Below are 17,945 nucleotides of genomic sequence, written 5' to 3'. Positions count from 1 at the left end.
GTCGGTGGCGGTCAGGGTGCCAGTCGCTTCCAGGGTGGTGTCTTCGGTGACTTCGCCGCTGTCATCGGAGATCACGGCGCCGTCGTCCACGCCGGTGATCAGGATGTCGACCGTGGTGGTCGAGCCATCGCTGAGTTCGACGGTGTAGGTCTCGGTAACGGTCTCGCCGGCGGCCAGCGCCTGGGTCTCGGCGGCGTCGTTGTCGAGGGTGTAGGTCCACTCCCCTGCCTCGTTGACGCTAAAAGTGCCGTAATCATCGCTTTGAGTGCCAGCGACAACATCAGTACTTTCGACATCGACAAGCGCGCCGGAAGCTTCGGTAACGCCATCCTCCGCTACCTCTCCAGAATCGCCGCCAATCAACGCGCCCACGTCATTGCTGGTCGCAGTGTTGCCAGCCGGATCGGTGACCGAGGCCTCGACGCTGTACTCGCCTTCGCTCAGCGGTGTCTCGGCGTCGACACTGTAGGTGCCATTCTCGACGGTGGCGGTGACGGTCTGTTCGTTGCCGTCACTATCGGTGATGACCAGCGTGACGGTGCTGCCATCGTCGGCATCGGTGGTACCGACGATGGTGGGCGTGGTGTCGGAGGTCAGTGCGGGAGCATCGACGGTCAGCGCCGGCGCGCTGGCGTCGATCTCGCCTACATCATTGCTGGTCGCAGTGTTGCCAGCCGGATCGGAGACCGAGGCCTCGACGCTGTACTCGCCTTCGCTCAGCGGCGTCTCGGCGTCGACACTGTAGGTGCCGTTCTCGACGGTGGCGGTGACGGTCTGCTCGTTGCCATCGCTGTCGGTGATCACCAGGGTGACAGTGCTGCCATCGTCGGCATCGGTGGTACCGACGATGGTCGGTGTGGTATCGGAGGTCAGCGCGGGAGCATCGACAGTCAGCGCCGGCGCGCTGGCGTCGATCTCGCCCACGTCATTGCTGGTCGCAGTGTTGCCAGCCGGGTCGGTGACCGAGGCTTCGACGCTGTACTCGCCTTCGCTCAGCGGGGTCTCGGCGTCGACGCTATAGGTGCCGTTCTCGACGGTCGCGGTGACGGTCTGCTCGTTGCCGTCGCTGTCAGTGATGACCAGGGTGACGGTGCTGCCGTCTTCGGCATCGGTGGTACCGACGATGGTGGGCGTGGTGTCGGAGGTCAGTGCCGGGGCATCGACCGACAAGGACAGCACGACCTCTGTCGGCAGTGTCGGATCAAGATCCAGCCCCAGACCATCTTCATCCTCATCATTGAATTCCGGGTCGGTAAAGCCGCCCTCATATTCATAGGAGGTCCGTTCGACACGCCCTTCGCGCCCCACCCCAGAGGCATCCAGGAAACCACTACGACTGCTGCCTGGCGCACCGCCATTCTCACCAGCTGCGGGAGCTTCCTGAATCGCGGTCGGGTCTTCGCCACGAGCGATCGCTTCGCGCAACGCTTCCACTGTCGGGTCAACAGGCGCTTCCCCACGCGACTCGGCCAGCAACACCTCAACGCCGATCGGTGCCCCCTGCGGCACCACAAGCTGGGTGCCGTCTTCCAGCACCACGATCGCGCCCTGCGGTGCGACCAGAGTGGCTGTCGGTTCAAGCGTCATTCCATTGACGACACGCTGCGCCTCGCTGGTGGAGGAAACAACAAGTACTGTGCCTTCTGTGCGGATGACCTGGACCATGGGGATATACTCCTGCTGGGGAAAGGTGCTGCATCATGCTGCGAAGGGGGCAATGGCATGATCGACAAGAATGGATAGTTACATTTTGATACACAACATCACTTACTGCAACCTAGCAATTTTCAGTAGTGCCATAGCGCTATGAGAGTGAGACCTCTAATCACAAAAAACCTTTATCAATCAGTTACTCACTCTCATAAAAGTCGTCATTCCACTTTAGTGAATCTTGCGAGACTGAGCAGACCACTGGCGCCGGATACTACGCAAGGGTGGTGATTGATCATGAGGGCTCGCTAATACCGTAGCATCGTTGTAAAGCCATTGTTCAATCAAATCTGCCAAATGTAACAATGCTTTTACATTTTGCGGTTGCTGCTGGGCAATACGGCGCAAGTGACTGCCGGGCGCCTCGCCCACATGGGGGCCATGGCCCGTACGCTCCAGCCGCTTCACCAACCTGCGGTAGGCCCGCACACCTGCGTGCGCTGACACCTCACGACCTGACCACAGCACCAGTGCCACGCCTGCCAGCACCACACAGGCCAGCAGCCCGAGCACACCCCAGACAAGCCACTCCCAGCGGAAGTCACCAAACAGTCGCTTCCAGAGATTACGCTGATCATCGAGACGGAACCCCACCACACTGCGTTGCCAGCGATATTCGAAACGCTCCCACTGCCGTCTCAGATCACTGAGCAATGAATTATTCAGCGTGAAGGCGCGCAAACCAGCATCGGCCATGAAGCCCGGCTGCCCCTGCAGGCTCAGCGCCCCCTGCGAGATCCGCTCGGGAGCCACCGCCGCGGTGGGATCAAATCGATGCCAGCGGCCGGCATGGAACACCTCGACCCAGGCGTGAGCGTCATATTGGCGAATGCTCAATTCCTGCGGCCCACCGATGCCATCGCCTTGTGCCTCGCCGCCCAGGTAACCCACGACCATACGCGCCGGCAGTCCGGCAGCGCGCGCCAGAAAAACGCTGGTAGAGGCGTAATGGGTGCAATAGCCCTGCAAGCTGTCGAACAGGAAATCATCGACACGGCCGAGCCCCTCGAGACGCGGTGGCGTCAAGGTGTAGTGGAAAGGCTGGCGATTGAAATACTGGAAAAGGCGTTGCAGGAAGATCTGAGGGTTTCCCCCCGACTCCCGCATCAGATCGCGAGCAAACTCACGGGCACGCGGGTTGCCATCATCGGGCAACAGTTGATCAAGGCGCTGCATCCATTGCGGGGCCGCTGTCGGCGGCGCGCCGGTGGAAGACATCTCCAGCAACTCGCGGGTATTGAGCGACGCCAGCCCTTCAAGGGTGCCGTCAATCAGGTAGCGGGCCTCACGACTGGTCGTCAATGGCGCACCGAGACTCGGCCGCCAGGGGCGCGGGTCCGGCTCCAGCAGCAGCTCATAGCGATGACGTGCGGTCTCCCCTTCCCTGCGCGTCCCGCGCTGAACGTAGCGCTCGGTCGGCCCGCCCAGCGCTTCCTGAAGACGCTCCGGCGTGGCACGCGACCAGCGCACGCCATCAAACAGGCTCAGGGTATACACACGCCAGTAGCGCTGGGAGGCCGCAGGCAGTCCGTTGTCGAAACGCGCCCGAAACGCCAGGGCGTCACTGCGACCCAGAGCGGCGATATCGCCGGGAGAGACACTGTCGGTAAGCCCCGTGGTGGCCTCGTTGAGCTGCGGCACGTTCCACAGCGGCGGCAAGCGAGGAAAGAGCACGAACAAGCCCAGCATCAGCGGCAGGGACAGCCCCATCAGCCAGGCCGTCTCCCGCATGGCCTCACGACGCTCGCGTGCACCGGCGATCAATACCAGCCCGCCGACCAGCCACGCCGCAGCCATGACCGAGGCCGCCGCCATCAAGGGCCCCTGGTCGTGCAGGAAGGCTGCCGCCAGCACCACGAAACCCAGCCCGCAGACCACTCGACCGTCCCGCAGACTGTCCGTCTCCAGCAGCTTGAGCAGATAGATGCCGACCAGCAGCCCGATCATCGCCTCCAGGCGCAGCATCTGGCCGTATTCGAGAAACAGGCCCGCCGCGACCATGGCCACCGCCGCCAGTCGCAACAGGATGCCAGCGCGCGGAACTCGCGCCCGGAGTTGCTGAAAGCGCCACAACGCCGCCAGCAAGGCCGGCAAGGCAAGCCACACCGGCATCCACAGCACATGCAGCGCCAGCACCAGACACTGGCCGATGAACAGATGGCGCAGCTCAAGCCAGCCCAGCGCCTGATCAGGCGTCAGCGATTTGCGCTGCCACCAGCGTCGTCTGGCGCTGGAGGAAGTAGAAGATGCGCCACGGGAAAGCTCGTCCTTTGAGGAGCGGCCCAAGGAGGCGCGTCCCGGGGAAGCCTTGGCTGTCGACAGGCTCATGCGCTGCCCTCCTGACTCAAGGGACGACTCGCGCCGGCTCGCTCGGCGGCCTCACTGGCCGCCAGCTGGGCGGACCAAGGCAACTTTCGCTCGCCGCCGAACAGCGCCAGCGCCTCAAGCACTCGACGGCGATGCGCCCCGCCACTGGCGATGGCCAATGTCTGGCCCGGCAGCCGCAGACCATAGGTCGCCTGGGCGCCTTCCGCCTCCAGCACGCGCGCCGTCAGCTCCGATAGCCGCTGCTCCATGTCGCCACGACAGGCCTCGTAATCCAGCCACAGCGAGGGACGCGCAGGCGTCTCGAAGCGCTTGGTGACCAGCTCTCCGCTGCGCCCCCAGTGCTTCCAGGCGATATGCGCTGGCGCATCACCCGGTACATAGCGGCGCAGCCCGGCGAAATCGCCCTGCTCTATCTGTTCGAGCGTACGACGACTGCCCTGCGGGATGGAGGGAAGCTCCGGTTGTGGATAGACGAGGACCGGCGTGTCGATCGCGACCCAGGCCCACAGGCGCACCAGTCCCAATGGCCAGCGCGACTCCAGCGTCAGTGTCGGCAATGAGAACTGGCCACGCTGAAAGGCTGCCAGCTCCAGCGGCGCGCTGCCTTCGCCGTCATGGATCTCGAGTCGCTGGCACGCCTCTCCCAGTCGCACATCAATGGCATGTGAGCGAACCCGTCCGGTGAGGCGCACCATGACGCGCAACGTATTGCCTGCAAACGCCTCGCCATCGGCGATCAACTGCACTCGCACGCCCGCCAGATTGCGCCAGCTGCGAAAGATGCTGACCACTGCCACGGCGAACAACCAGAAGGACAGGCCATGCGCCAGCGAGTTCTCGTAATTGATACCCAACAGCAGCAGCAGGATTACCAGCACCGCCCAGAACAGCCCGAAGGGCGTCGGCAAGATCATCAAGCGCGCGTGATGAAGCGCCTCGCCTCCGCCAATCGACATCTTGCGCAGCAGGCGGGCTTTCACGCGCGTCCATGCGCCGGGCTTCGCCACCTGGGTCATGCAGGCACCACCGCCACCTGCCCGAGCAGATGGCGCGCCACGGCCTCACCCTCAGCAACACTGCCTTCGCTGAGGCGGTGCCCCACGACGGGCGCCCAGACCGCTTGCACATCCTCCGGCAGCACATAGTCACGTCCTGCCAGCAGTGCCCAGCCACGCGCAGCACTGGCCAGCGCCAGCACCCCGCGCGTCGAGAGACCATAGGCCACTTCCGGCGAGCTGCGCGTCGCCGCCACCAGCGCCTGCAGATAATCCAGCAGCGGGTCAGACAGCCGTACACGGTCCACGGCTGCCTGCCACTCATTGAGCACCGAGACAGGCAACAAGGGTCGCAGCGCCTCGATATGCTGACGCCCGGCATTGCCCTTGAGAATCTCGCGCTCGGCAGCGGGCTCCGGGTAGCCCAATGACAGCCGCATCAGGAAGCGGTCCAGCTGGGACTCCGGCAGCGGGAAGGTACCGGATTGCTGGAGCGGATTCTGGGTCGCGATCACGAAGAACGGTTCTGGCAGGCGACGGGTCTCGCCCTCCACCGTCACCTGACGCTCTTCCATCGCCTCCAGCAACGCGCTCTGCGTCTTGGGCGTGGCACGGTTGATCTCATCCGCCAGCACCAGCGAGTGGAACACCGGGCCGGGGTGAAAACGGAAGTTGCCCTCACGCGGGTCGAATACCGACACGCCGAGTATGTCTGCGGGCAACAGATCACTGGTGAACTGCACCCGCTGCATATCTGCTCCGATCAGACGCGCCAGCCCCTGGGCGAGGGTCGTCTTGCCCAGCCCGGGCAAATCCTCGATCAGGACATGACCACGACACAGTAGACAACAGAGCGCCAGACGGATCTGGCGCGGCTTGCCCGCCAGCACCGTCGACAATGCGGCTTCCACCTCTTCCAGCTGCTGTGGCGATACCTTGGCATTCATGCAAAGACTCCAGAACAAAGTGGGGAGGAGGAGAGGCGGCCATCAAGATGGGCAGCACACGCCAGATGACGTAGGGGCAGCGGCGTTGCTGCGCAGGCTCGACAAGGAAAAGCGGAGATCATCGGCTCAGGCTCTCACTCAGAAAGCCTTCATGAATCAGGCGCTCAAGGGCCATACGGCTATCAGGCGTTGAAGGATGCAACGCAAGCGCATCGGCAGGCGTGACCCAGAAGGCATCTGCCACTTCTTCCGCCTGCAGCGTCAACGGGCCATCGTAATGCACCAGATATGTACTGCCGAAGACATGGTTAGTCGCGTCGGTGTAGCAGAAGTCGAAACAATGCTTGAGCGGCGCACCGCGCACGCCTATCTCTTCCTCCAGCTCGCGACGGGCAGCCACCTGCACGGCTTCACCAGCCCCGACAACCCCTCCACTGGCGAGGTCGAAATAGCCAGGGAACACTTCCTTGCTCAGGGTACGCTTCTGGATGCACAGCTCACCGCGGCCATTGAGCACGAAGGCATAGGTCGCACGATGCCAATAGCGGTAGCGTCGCATCAAGCGACGCGGTGCCGTGCCACAAGGGCGATTCTGTGCATCGACCAGCTGAATGATTTCGTCCTGGATCACCGTTCCCTGTTCCTTGCCTGTCCTTGAGTCACTTCGATAGCCACCCGCGACGACCAACACCGCCAGATGGCATCGACCAATGCGTCCCACGGTAGCAGAATGCAACGAAGCTGCCTTCAACTGCGACCCGGACACCTGCCTTCACACCCGGGCAACAGGTGACGCTCGCATTCGGGCAAACCACCTAAAACAGAACCCTCTGCACCAGCCTCTGCACCAGCCTCTGCGCCAGCCTCTGCACTAGCCTCTACACTAGCCTCTACACTAGAGGCCATCGACGTCAGAAAACACCACGCTGGCATCATGGACCGGCCCCAGGGTCATTCTCTTTACACGCCGAAACAGGAGATGCGCACGGCATGAGGCAACCTCATAAGGGACATGGCGCGCCGCGACGCGCCGGACAGATATCGGCTGGCCTGACCGCCCTTCGCACCATCGCCACTACCGCCAGCAGATGGCTGGCGACGCTGACCCTGCTCTCCTTTGCCACCGTTCACGCCTCAGCGCAGGAGACCCCGTCCGCCGCTCCCCATGTCGAGCAAGCCTTCGCGCTACCGACGCCACCGGGTGCCACGACCGGGGCCGTCTACCTGACACTCTCGATCACAAAGGGCGATACCGTGCTGACAGGCGCGAGCACGCCGATGGCCGCCACGGTCGAATTGCACAGCATGCAAGTCACGCAAGAGCGCATGCAGATGCACAGAATCGAGCAACTGGCGATTTCCTCTGACGCGCCGCTGACGATGGCTCCCGGCAGCGGCCCCCATCTGATGCTGATCGGGCTGACGCAGCCACTCACTGCAGGCGACAAGCTGCCGCTGACGCTGCATTTCCTGGCGAGACCTGACACGAGCCTTGAGGTCTCGATCAAGGACTACGCCGAGATGATGTCGCTCAGTGAGTAACGCCATCGGTGCATACGCCTCTATAGACAAACCCCTCTATCTACAAGCGCCCCAACCCGCGAAACGCGCATGCAAAACGGCCCTGACACAAGGTGCCAGGGCCGTTTTCTCAAGAAGCGCCAGATCCTCACCGGGCTGACAGGCTGTCTCAAAGCCCCCAGACCACCCGCAACGCCAGCCCCAGCAACACCACGCCCGTCAGACGATTGATCCACACCGCGCGCGCCTGCAACCAGGGCAGCACCCGCGAGTGCGACAGCACCAGTGCCACCAGCACATACCAGAGCCCGTCGATGCCCATGGCCGTCACGACGACCAGCCACTTGCCCAACTCGCTCATCTCCGGCGTGATCAACTGACTGAGCAGCGCCACGAAGAACAGAATCAACTTGGGGTTGGCCAGCGCCACCATGAAACCATCGCGAATCGCCATGGAGCGGGACGTGGTGACGGCCTGCGCCTCCAGCGCTCCGCCTCGGCCCGCCCGCAGCGCCTTGATCCCCAACCAGGCCAGATAGGCTGCCCCCAGCAGCATGATCGCCTGGAAGACGCCCGGATAATGAACGATCAAGGCGCCGAGCCCCCAGGCAGTCAGCGCAGCGTACAACCCGACTCCCAGCGCATGACTGATACCGGCGGCAACCCCCGCACTCCTGCCGCCACCCAGGGTATGGCGCAGTACCATCGCCAGACTCGGCCCGGGCGACATCGCCCCCATCGCGCATAGCGCAACCAGTGACAACCACAGATTCAGCGGCATCCAATGCATGAAGGTCATTCCATGTTCCAGACAATTGATGAAAGCGACACAACGCCGACCACGGGCAAACACCTGAAGGTATCACCTGACAGTAACCTGGCGCTCGCGGTGTGGCCCGCTCTACCCATCCTGCGTTGCTGACGGGATACGAGCATCGGACGCATACAACTCCCACCAAGTCTTCGGGTAGACGCGGTCGAGTGTATCAAGCGCCATGATGATGGGGCAGCAGGCCGTATGAACGACCTGGACATGCCCCTCACGACGGGTGTCACACGAACTGGTCAGCCCGCCCTCGAAGGCGGCCGTCGTGCATGGATTTATATGAGAATATAATAAAGTACAGAATTTTACACATCTGAAAACTTGTGCAACAGATTGGGAGTTGTACAAGTTCATGATAACAAGTAACGTTTGTACCGCTGCTCAGGAAGAGCGGCAGGTTCAGCGTAGTGACAGGCCCTGTCAAAGGATGACGCGCAAGCTTGGGACTTCGCTCCCGGCCAGGAAGATTCGTAAGCCTGAGCGGGTAGGTTTACGAATCTTCATGACTGGCAAGCCTGCGAGCTCAGGGAAAGAGAACACTACGCTGAATGACACCGAATTCAGTCAGTTTCTGAAAGGTGTACAAAATTCTTGCGGGTCAGTAGCGCCCGATCGCTGCTCAGGAAGAGCGGCAGGTTCAGCGTAGTGACGGGCCAAGTGCACAGGAAGTGCAGCCAGGGACAGGCCCTGTCAGAGGATGACGCGCAAGCATGGGAAGCTTCACTCCCCGGCCAGCAAGATCCATGAGTCTGAGCGATTGATTCCCGGGCCTTGATGGCTGGCAGGTTTGCGAACTCAAGGAAAGAGACCACTACGCTGCACCTCACCAGATTCAGTCAATTGCTGAGAAGGAGAGGAGACATGGAAGGGAAAGCTCAAGCCGCACTGTGTTGCCCGGCATGATCCAGAACACCGCATCGCACTCCTCGATCCCTCTCTCGCCCGCAACAACATCTATCGACGCGTAAAGAGCGCTCCACATCAGGCGTGAGCCGCCGTCCGGATACACGAGACACAGGAAAGCCCCGACATTCGTTCGGGGCTTTCCTGTGTCTGGGCCTCTGCCATCACGTACAGAGCAAAGACAAGCAGCTGCCATCGCCAGCGCCATGACAGGCGAAGCGTGAAGAGATAAGCAAGGACGGGCATTCGGATCAGGGGGAGACAGACAGAAAGCGAAGAACCACAAGGAAGATGAATCGGTGGGAGCCAGAAACGCAAAAAGCCGCTCGAAAGCGACTTTTTCAATTCTGGTGCCGGTGGTCGGACTCGAACCGACACGCCTATTAAGCGGCGGATTTTGAATCCGCTGCGTCTACCAATTCCGCCACACCGGCAACGGAGCGAAATTATACGGGACATTGCGCCAAGGTCAACGAGTTTTGGCGTCAGATCAGTCACATGGAGCGCTTCCTCACACCCCACGCCGCAGTGGGCTGAGACATGCCGCCCGCAAACGGGTCTTCGCGTGGACGATGGCATTGGGTATCATGAGCGGCCTTTTTCGTCTGCCCAGACAGCCAAGGCCTCGAGAGTGTCGCAACTGACTGCCCCACCCGCAGACAGGGAGTCATGCACTCGCGACGAAAGCGCCAGTGTCTCACGGGCGGCATCTCCCCATTGTGCATGTACGCATGCCACGGAGCGCACCACGCGCCTCGTGCTATCAGAGTGTCAGGTTGGCCATGTCACGTATCGATTCCGGTGATGCCTCGGGCGTTGCCACACCTAATGACGCGCGCCCGATGCAGCGCAGCGATTACGATTTCAGTCTGCCGGATGAGCTGATTGCCCGCTATCCGTCAGAGCAGCGCAGCGATTGCCGTCTGCTGCATCTGGATGGCAAGAGCGGCGAGATCGTGCACCGCCGCTTCCCGGATCTGCTCGAGCAGCTGGAACCCGGCGATGTCGTGGTCTTCAACGACACCCGCGTGATCCCCGCGCGCCTGCATGGTCAGAAAGCCTCCGGCGGCAAGATCGAGATGCTGCTGGAGCGCCCGCTGGACGCCCATCGTGGCCTGGCGCACATCCGCTCCAGCAAGTCGCCCAAACCGGGGACCGAGCTGATCTTCGAAGGCGGCATCACGGCCGTGGTCGAAGGCCGTCAGGAGGCACTGTTCGAGCTGCGCTTCCACGGCGAGACGCCGATGATCGAGCTGCTCAACCAGCACGGCCACATGCCGCTGCCGCCTTATATCACTCGGGATGACGAGCTGTCGGATCGCGAGCGCTATCAGACGGTCTATGCCAAGCGCGATGGCGCCGTGGCCGCCCCGACAGCTGGCCTGCACTTCGATGAGCCGATCATGGCCGCCATGGCCGAGAAAGGCATCGAGACCGCCTTCGTCACCCTGCATGTGGGCGCCGGCACCTTCCAGCCGGTACGCGTCGACAGCATTCTCGAGCACCACATGCACAGCGAGTGGATCGAGGTCGGTCAGGAAGCCTGCGACAAGATCGCCCGCGCCCGCGCTGCCGGCCGCCGCGTGGTCGCCGTCGGCACCACCAGCGTGCGCTGCCTCGAGAGCGCCGCCAAGGCCCACGCTGGTGAGCTGGCCCCCTACTCCGGCGACACCGACATCTTCATCTACCCGGGCTACGAGTGGCAGGTGGTGGATCTGTTGATCACCAACTTCCATCTGCCGGAATCGACCCTGCTGATGCTGGTTTCGGCCTTCGCCGGCTACGAGCACACCATGGCGGCCTATCAGGCGGCGGTGGAAGAGCGCTACCAGTTCTTCAGCTATGGCGATGCCATGCTGCTGGAACGCGCCTGAATCCCCTCTTCCGACATGGCCCCGGCATTCGCCGAGGGCCGTGTCATGCGCAGTTAACGCGCCCCGCGCTATGCTGCGGCATAGCGACTTAGTGGCTTGATGACATAGTGGCATCGACACACCAGCTGCGGCCTGTTTCGCCGCCAAGCAAAGAGAGCACCATGCGTAAAGAATGCTTCATGAGCTTTGAAAAGCTCGCGACCGATGGCCGTGCACGTCGTGGCCGCATGACCTTCCCGCGCGGCACCGTGGAGACTCCGGCCTTCATGCCGGTGGGCACCTACGGCACCGTCAAGGGCATGACGCCGGAGTCCATCAAGGACATCGGCGCCGAGATCATCCTCGGCAACACCTTCCACCTGTGGCTGCGCCCGGGCACGGAAGTCATCGAAGCGCATGGCGATCTGCATGAGTTCGCGCAGTGGGACAAGCCGATCCTGACCGATTCCGGCGGCTTCCAGGTCTTCTCGCTGGGCAAGACGCGCAAGATCACCGAACAGGGCGTTCACTTCCGCTCACCGGTCGATGGCTCCAAGGTCTTCATGGGCCCGGAAGAATCGATGGCGGTGCAGCGCTCGCTGGGCTCCGACATCGTGATGATCTTCGATGAGTGCACGCCGTATCCGGCCACCCATGATGAAGCGCGCAAGTCGATGGAGATGTCCCTGCGCTGGGCACAGCGCTCCTACGACGCGCATGGCGACTCGCCGTCGGCGCTGTTCGGCATCATCCAGGGCGGCATGTATCCGGACCTGCGCGAGAAGTCCCTCGAGGGCCTCAAGAAGATCGACTTCGACGGCTACGCCATCGGCGGCCTGTCCGTGGGCGAGCCCAAGGACGAGATGATCAAGGTCCTCGACTACCTTCCCGAGTGGATGCCGGAGGACAAGCCGCGCTATCTGATGGGCGTCGGCAAGCCGGAAGACCTGGTCGAGGGCGTGCGGCGTGGCGTCGACATGTTCGATTGCGTGATGCCGACCCGCAACGCGCGCAACGGCCACCTGTTCACGCCGACGGGCACCGTCAAGATCCGCAACGCCGTCCACAAGCATGACACCTCACCGCTGGACCCGGAGTGCGATTGCTACACCTGCACCAATTTCTCGCGCGGTTATCTGCATCACCTTGATCGCTGTGGAGAAATGCTCGGCTCGATGCTCAACACCATCCACAATCTGCGCTACTACCAGACCGTGATGGCTGGTTTGCGCGGTGCAATTGAAGCGGGTACATTGCAGGACTTCGTGGAACAGTTCTATGCCGCGCGCGGCCTGCCGGTGCCGCCGCTGGCCGACTGATCGAGGCGAATGACGACCGGGGGCCAAATCCTCCGGTCGTCTTGATATTCGACTCGAGCCAGACGTGAAGAAGAGCCTGAATCACGCTCATTGCATAACAACAGTTCACTCGCAACCTCTGGAGATACACATGCTGGAATTCCTGATTCCTGCCGCACACGCGGAAGCCGAAGCGGCTGTCGCCGGCGGCGGCGCCATCGGCCAGATCGTCATGCTGGTCGGCTTCGTGGTCATTTTCTATTTCCTGCTCTGGCGTCCGCAGTCCAAGCGCGCCAAGGAACACAAGAATCTGATCAGCAATCTGGCCAAGGGTGACGAAGTCGTCATCGGTGGTGGCCTGGTTGGCCGCATCACCAAGGTCAGCGAGCAGTTCATCACCATGGAGCTGAACGAAGGCAACGAAGTCAACGTGCAGAAGTCTGCCGTGGCTGCAGTCCTGCCGAAGGGCACCATCAAGTCCATCTGATCCCTCCTGCTGCCGGCCCCTGTGCCGGCAGCATGCTTTTCTCTCCCGCTCCACCAAGGACAGGGCTGCCATGCTCAACCGCTATCCGCTTTGGAAGTACCTGGTGATCTGCCTGGTACTTGCCGTCGGCGTGATCTACGCATTGCCGAATCTCTACCCCGAAGACCCGGCCGTGCAGATCAGTGCCGCCAGCGGCGCCGAGGCCATCGACCAGCAAGACCTCGATCGCGCCACCAGTGCCCTCGAAAACGCCGGCATCACGCCCAAGTCCGGGGAACTCAACGGTTCCACCGGCCTGATTCGCCTTACCAGCAACGACCAGCAGCTGCGCGCCAAGGAACTGATCAGCGAGACGCTCGGCGATGACGCCATCGTCGCGCTGAACCTGGCCGATGCCACGCCGTCGTGGCTGGCCAGCCTCGGTGCCTCACCGATGAAGCTGGGCCTTGACCTGCGTGGCGGTGTCCACTTCCAGCTGGAAGTCGACATGGACGCCGCGGTCAAGCAGCGCCTGGAAGTCAACGCCAGTGCCATCAAGGAAACCCTGCGCGAGGAGCGTATTCGCTACCGCGGCAGCGAAGTCGACGACGGCACCCTGAGCCTGACGTTCTCCGATGAGGAAGACCGTTCGAAGGCGCGCTCACTGATCTCGCGCGACTTCCAGAACTTCGAATACGACGAGCGCGATGTCGAGCGTGGGGCCGTACTGGATCTCACCCTGACCGCCGCCGCCGTCAAGGAGATTCAGGATTACGCGGTCAATCAGAACCTGACCACGATCCGCAATCGCGTCAACGAGCTGGGCGTGTCCGAGCCGCTGGTTCAGCGCCAGGGCCCGAACCGCATCGTGGTCGAGCTGCCGGGCGTGCAGGACACGGCCGCCGCCAAGCGCGTACTGGGTGCCACCGCCAACCTCGAATTCCGTCTCGAAGCGGCCAGCGACACGCCGGCCAGCGAGATGGAGAGCTTCGCGTTCCGCAACCAGCCGAGCCGCACCGCCAACATCATGAAGGACGTGATCATCAGCGGTGACAGCGTCTCCAGCGCCAGCACCAGCTTCGATGAAAGCGGCCGTCCGCAGGTCAATATCAACCTGGACGGCACCGGTGGCTCGATCATGAACCGCGTCACGCGTGCCGCGATCGGCCGCAACATGGCGGTACTGTTCATCGAGCACAAGACCCGCACGCGCACCGTGATGGAAGACGGCGAGAAGGTCGAGAAGCGCATTCCGTACACCGAGAAGGGGCTGATCAGTCTGGCAACCATCCAGAGTGCGCTGGGCAACAGCTTCCGCATCACCGGCCTCGACTCGCCGACGGAAGCCAAGGAGCTGTCGCTGCTGCTGCGCTCCGGCTCATTGGCCGCGCCGATCTACTTCGTGCAGGAACGCACCATCGGCCCGAGCCTCGGTGCCGAGAACATCTCGCGCGGCATCCTGTCCGTCGAGCTGGGCCTGCTGCTGGTCGTGCTGTTCATGCTGGCGCGCTACAAGGCCTTCGGTGTCGTCGCCAACGTGGCCCTGACCGCCAACCTGGCGATCCTGATTGCCGCGATGTCGATGCTGGGCGCCACCCTGACCCTGCCGGGTATCGCCGGTATCGTGCTGACGCTGGGCATGGCGGTGGATGCCAACGTGCTGATCTTCGAGCGTATCCGCGAGGAAATGCGCTCCAGGATGCCGCTGCATCAAGCCGTGCATACCGGCTTCGAGCGCGCCTTCACCTCCATCGTCGATGCCAACATCACCACCCTGCTGGTCGCGGTGATCCTGTTCTCCATCGGCAGTGGCCCGGTCAAGGGCTTCGCGGTGACGCTGTCCATCGGCATCCTGACGTCGATGTTCACGGCGATCATGGTCTCGCGCGGCATCATCAATCTTGCCATTGGCGGCAAGACACTCAAGAAACTCTGGATCTGAGGGGCCATCGTGATGCGACAGTTTGACTTCATGAGCAAGCGGCGCGCGGCCTTCATCGTCTCCATCGTGCTGACGATCGTGGCCATTGGCGCCCTTGTGATTCATGGCCTGAACCTGGGCCTCGATTTTACCGGCGGCACCCTGGTGGAAGTGAAATACCAGACAGCGCCGGCACTGGAAAGCGTGCGCCAGACACTGGAAGCCGCCGGCTACAAGGATGTCTCGGTCCAGACCTTCGGTGCCAGCAACGAGATTCTGGTGCGTCTGCAGCAGAGCTTCGAAGCCGGCATCGGCAATGACATCGTGGCGCATCTGCAGGCCACCGGTGACAGCGTCAACCTGATCCGCGCCGAGTTCGTCGGTGCCCAGGTCGGTGATCAGCTGCGCGATCAGTCCGGTCTCGGCATGCTGCTCGCCCTGGCCGTGGTGATGGTCTATGTGGCCTTCCGCTTCCAGTACAAGTTCGCCCTCGGCGCACTCATCTCGCTGGGTCACGACGTCATCATCCTGCTGGGCATCTTCGCCCTGTTCGGACTCGACTTCGACCTGACGGTACTGGCCGCGGTGCTGGCCGTGATCGGCTACTCATTGAACGACACCATCATCGTCTACGACCGCATTCGCGAGAACATCCGCAAATCGCGTATCGATGACATGCCGTCGATCTTCAATGACGCCATCAACGCGACGCTGTCACGCACGCTGTCCACCTCCGGCACCACCTTGCTGGTGCTGCTGGCGCTGTATTTCCTCGGCGGTGACATGATCCACAACTTCGCCATCGCACTGATCATCGGTGTGGTCGCGGGGACCTTCTCGTCCATCTACGTGGCAGCGGCGCTGTTGCTGGTGGTCGGCCTGAAGCGTGTGGATCTGACCCCCCCGCCCAAGGAGCAGTTCGAGGACGGCGCGCCGTAAGCGTCTCGCTCCTCCATCAGAGACAGACCGCCAGGCACGGATCGCCAGGCACAAAAAAACCCCACCTCATGCGAGGTGGGGTTTTTTCGTTCTCCAGACGGCCCCGAAGGCTGTCAGGTCACGTCGTCTTGCAGGGGCTTACAGGTGCGGCTGCATGGTCTGCGCCAGCGCCTTGTACAGACGCGCGCCAGCGGCCATCAGGGTGCCTTCGGCAACCACGACCGGCGTGCCGTCGGCACTGCCTGCCAGTGCGCCACATTCCTTCAGGAACAGGCTGACGATCTCGCTGTCACCGGCATCCAGACCCAGCACATAGACGGCGTCGACACGGCCGGAGGCCAGCTCGAGCACGTCCAGTAGCGCACAACCGCTGGTGCGCAGCATCTCGACCTGCGGGCCGACCTGCTGAACGATGGAGAGGTAGGTCGGCAGGTGACGCGGACGCTGCCAGCTTTCCGGCAGGCCCATCGCAAGACGCGCACCTTCGATGGAGGTGGCGTTGGTCACGCGGATACGGTGACCGGAGTGCTGGGCACCACGACCGCGGCTGACGATATACTCTTCGTCAGTGAACGGTGCGATGACCACGGCGTGCTCGGCACGGCCCTTGAACAGGCAGACCACGGACAGCGCGAAGCCGGAGGCTGCGGATGCCAGGTTGGAGTAACCGTGCACCGGCTCGATGCGCCAGTGGTAGTCAGAGCCCTGACCTTCACCATCGCGATGGTCGGTATAACGGCCGGAGAGACCGTGTTGCGGATAACCGCGCTCCAGCTGACGCACGATGTGCGCTTCGGCGCGACGTGCAGTGTCTGCAATGAAGGTGTCGAGATCGTTGTCGCCACGGGCGACTTCGATACGTTCACGAGCACGGACGAACTGCTCTGCGGCACCGCGTGCAGCACGCAGCGCAAATTGGACCATCGGATGCATGATCAAGGCCTTGACGAGTCGGGAGCTGTTAAAGAACGGGTGCCACGGCGCGTGAGATATCAACGCGGCGCAACACGGATCGAGCGAAACTGGGTGCAATCGGATCAGGCGGTCATGTAGCCCGCACAGGAATCCTGATACGGCGCGGGGCGCGCTGCATAGTGCAATGCATGCAGGCTGCCAGCCGCCACAGCACGTGGCGCCAGCGAGGGCGAACACATGTTGCGACATGACGGGACGGCGTAGTCTACCAGAGCTCGGCTCGAGCTGCCATTGCCTGCGGCCACCCTCTGCCTGCACGTCGCCTCCCTGCGCCCTGCCCGCGCGCGCCTCCCTCGCGCCGCGCTTGCCCTCAACACCGGCGGGAAACTGCTCCCTGACGCGGCTTCATGCTAGGATATCGGCTCCTGACGCGCGATTTATCGCTGAGTCTGCGTATGCGGATCACGTACTGCGCCAGCCGCGTCGGCCGACCCGCCCTTCAATTGCTATCCTGGAAGTCCTCATGCTTGAACGTCTGCGCATTGTCCTGATTGGCACCAGCCACCCCGGCAACATTGGTGGTGCAGCCCGCGCCATGCTCAATATGGGCCTGGCCGATCTCGCACTGGTCGCGCCGCGATGTCAGGTGCAATGCCAGGAATCCGCCTCACGCGCCTCGGGTGCCGATGCACTCGTCGCCAGCGCCTCGGTGCACGAGACGCTGGAAGAGGCCGTGGCGGATTGCAGCCTGGTGGTCGGCTGCAGCGCACGTTCGCGCAACCTGCCGTGGCCGATGATCACGCCGCGCGCCTTCGCAGCCACCCTGGCAGATGAAACCCGCCTGCCGGATGCCCGCGTGGCCATCGTCTTCGGCCGTGAGGATTCCGGGCTCTCCAATGAAGAGCTGCAGCGCTGTCACCGTCACGTGCACATCCCGACCAACCCGGATTTCAGCTCGCTGAATCTGGCCGCGGCGGTGCAGGTACTGGCCTATGAGTGCCGCCAGGCGTGGCTGGCCGACCAGGAAGCCGCCGGCGAGACGCCACGTGCCGAGGATGACCAGCCGTTCGGTATCGACTGGGACAGCCCATTGGCCAGCCACGCCGACCTCGAGCGCCTGTTCGAGCATCTCGAGAAGACACTGATCAGCGTCGACTTCCTCGATCCGGAACAGCCGCGCCAGTTGATGGCACGCCTGCGTCGCCTCTATCTGCGCGCGCGTCCGGACAGCATGGAAATCAACATTCTGCGCGGCATTCTTTCCGCGGTGGACAAGCAGGTTCGCCTGGCACAAGCCGACACGGCCAACCGCACTTCCTGAGG

Annotated in this window: 14 protein-coding genes and 1 tRNA gene; 7 read left to right on the top strand and 8 right to left on the bottom strand. The window is 62.7% G+C overall.

Annotation, left to right across the window (positions count from 1 at the left end; genetic code table 11):
* The 5 genes from QQF40_RS13435 to QQF40_RS13415 form a co-directional block, all read right to left on the bottom strand.
* Positions 1-1,665 (bottom strand): retention module-containing protein (locus tag QQF40_RS13435; protein WP_285461625.1); only part of this gene is annotated, 1,665 nt, incomplete at its 3' end.
* Positions 1,666-1,881: 216 nt separating this feature from the next.
* Positions 1,882-4,038 carry a transglutaminase TgpA family protein gene (locus QQF40_RS13430; protein WP_285461624.1) on the bottom strand — a complete coding sequence of 719 codons (2,157 nt, stop codon included), beginning with the start codon at positions 4,036-4,038 and terminating at the stop codon, positions 1,882-1,884.
* Positions 4,035-5,054, bottom strand: a complete 1,020-nt coding sequence (locus QQF40_RS13425) for a DUF58 domain-containing protein (RefSeq protein WP_285461623.1) — start codon at positions 5,052-5,054, stop codon at positions 4,035-4,037. Before QQF40_RS13425 ends, QQF40_RS13430 begins: the two co-directional genes overlap by 4 nt.
* Complete coding sequence (locus tag QQF40_RS13420) at positions 5,051-5,980, bottom strand: AAA family ATPase (RefSeq protein WP_175089205.1); 930 nt, start codon at positions 5,978-5,980, stop codon at positions 5,051-5,053. Before QQF40_RS13420 ends, QQF40_RS13425 begins: the two co-directional genes overlap by 4 nt.
* A gap of 118 nt (positions 5,981-6,098) precedes the next feature.
* Entirely contained in the window at positions 6,099-6,611 is a 513-nt protein-coding gene (locus tag QQF40_RS13415) for an NUDIX hydrolase (protein ID WP_282627739.1), read from the bottom strand.
* A gap of 359 nt (positions 6,612-6,970) precedes the next feature.
* Between QQF40_RS13415 and QQF40_RS13410 the strand changes: the two genes are divergently transcribed.
* Positions 6,971-7,522 carry a copper chaperone PCu(A)C gene (locus QQF40_RS13410; protein WP_175089204.1) on the top strand — a complete coding sequence of 184 codons (552 nt, stop codon included), beginning with the start codon at positions 6,971-6,973 and terminating at the stop codon, positions 7,520-7,522.
* Between the two features lie 148 nt (positions 7,523-7,670).
* On the opposite strand, the gene QQF40_RS13405 is transcribed toward QQF40_RS13410, so the two are convergent.
* Both QQF40_RS13405 and QQF40_RS13400 read right to left on the bottom strand, forming a co-directional pair.
* The gene (locus tag QQF40_RS13405) at positions 7,671-8,282 is read right to left on the bottom strand and encodes a LysE family translocator (RefSeq protein WP_175089309.1); all 612 of its coding nucleotides are present in this window, start codon (positions 8,280-8,282) and stop codon (positions 7,671-7,673) included.
* 1,296 nt (positions 8,283-9,578) lie between these two features.
* Positions 9,579-9,664: transfer RNA gene (locus QQF40_RS13400), tRNA-Leu, on the bottom strand.
* Between the two features lie 408 nt (positions 9,665-10,072).
* On the opposite strand from QQF40_RS13400, the gene queA reads away from it, so the two are divergent.
* The 5 genes from queA to secF all read left to right on the top strand — a co-directional run bounded on the left by queA (position 10,073) and on the right by secF (position 15,707).
* Positions 10,073-11,104 carry a tRNA preQ1(34) S-adenosylmethionine ribosyltransferase-isomerase QueA gene (gene queA / locus QQF40_RS13395; protein WP_107336757.1) on the top strand — a complete coding sequence of 344 codons (1,032 nt, stop codon included), beginning with the start codon at positions 10,073-10,075 and terminating at the stop codon, positions 11,102-11,104.
* A 179-nt stretch (positions 11,105-11,283) separates the two neighbouring features.
* A complete protein-coding gene (gene tgt, locus QQF40_RS13390; protein WP_502871435.1) occupies positions 11,284-12,402 on the top strand; it encodes a tRNA guanosine(34) transglycosylase Tgt in 1,119 nt (372 codons plus the stop codon).
* Positions 12,403-12,532: 130 nt separating this feature from the next.
* A complete protein-coding gene (yajC, locus tag QQF40_RS13385) occupies positions 12,533-12,868 on the top strand; it encodes a preprotein translocase subunit YajC (RefSeq protein WP_153636512.1) in 336 nt (111 codons plus the stop codon).
* A gap of 70 nt (positions 12,869-12,938) precedes the next feature.
* Complete coding sequence (gene secD, locus QQF40_RS13380; protein WP_285461621.1) at positions 12,939-14,789, top strand: protein translocase subunit SecD; 1,851 nt, start codon at positions 12,939-12,941, stop codon at positions 14,787-14,789.
* Between the two features lie 12 nt (positions 14,790-14,801).
* Positions 14,802-15,707 (top strand): protein translocase subunit SecF, encoded by a 906-nt coding sequence (gene secF, locus QQF40_RS13375; protein ID WP_285461620.1) that lies wholly within the window; start codon positions 14,802-14,804, stop codon positions 15,705-15,707.
* Between the two features lie 138 nt (positions 15,708-15,845).
* Here secF and QQF40_RS13370 read toward each other — a convergent pair whose 3' ends face one another.
* On the bottom strand, positions 15,846-16,640 hold the full coding sequence (locus tag QQF40_RS13370; protein ID WP_043333816.1) for an inositol monophosphatase family protein: 795 nt from the start codon (positions 16,638-16,640) through the stop codon (positions 15,846-15,848).
* A gap of 505 nt (positions 16,641-17,145) precedes the next feature.
* Between QQF40_RS13370 and QQF40_RS13365 the strand changes: the two genes are divergently transcribed.
* Complete coding sequence (locus QQF40_RS13365) at positions 17,146-17,943, top strand: RNA methyltransferase (protein WP_175089146.1); 798 nt, start codon at positions 17,146-17,148, stop codon at positions 17,941-17,943.
* Positions 17,944-17,945 lie beyond the last annotated feature (2 nt).

The organism is Cobetia sp. LC6 (genome assembly GCF_030264805.1).
Taxonomy (GTDB): domain Bacteria; phylum Pseudomonadota; class Gammaproteobacteria; order Pseudomonadales; family Halomonadaceae; genus Cobetia.
Note: the sequence above shows the minus strand (reverse complement) of the source record. Positions and strands in the feature narration are given on the sequence as shown.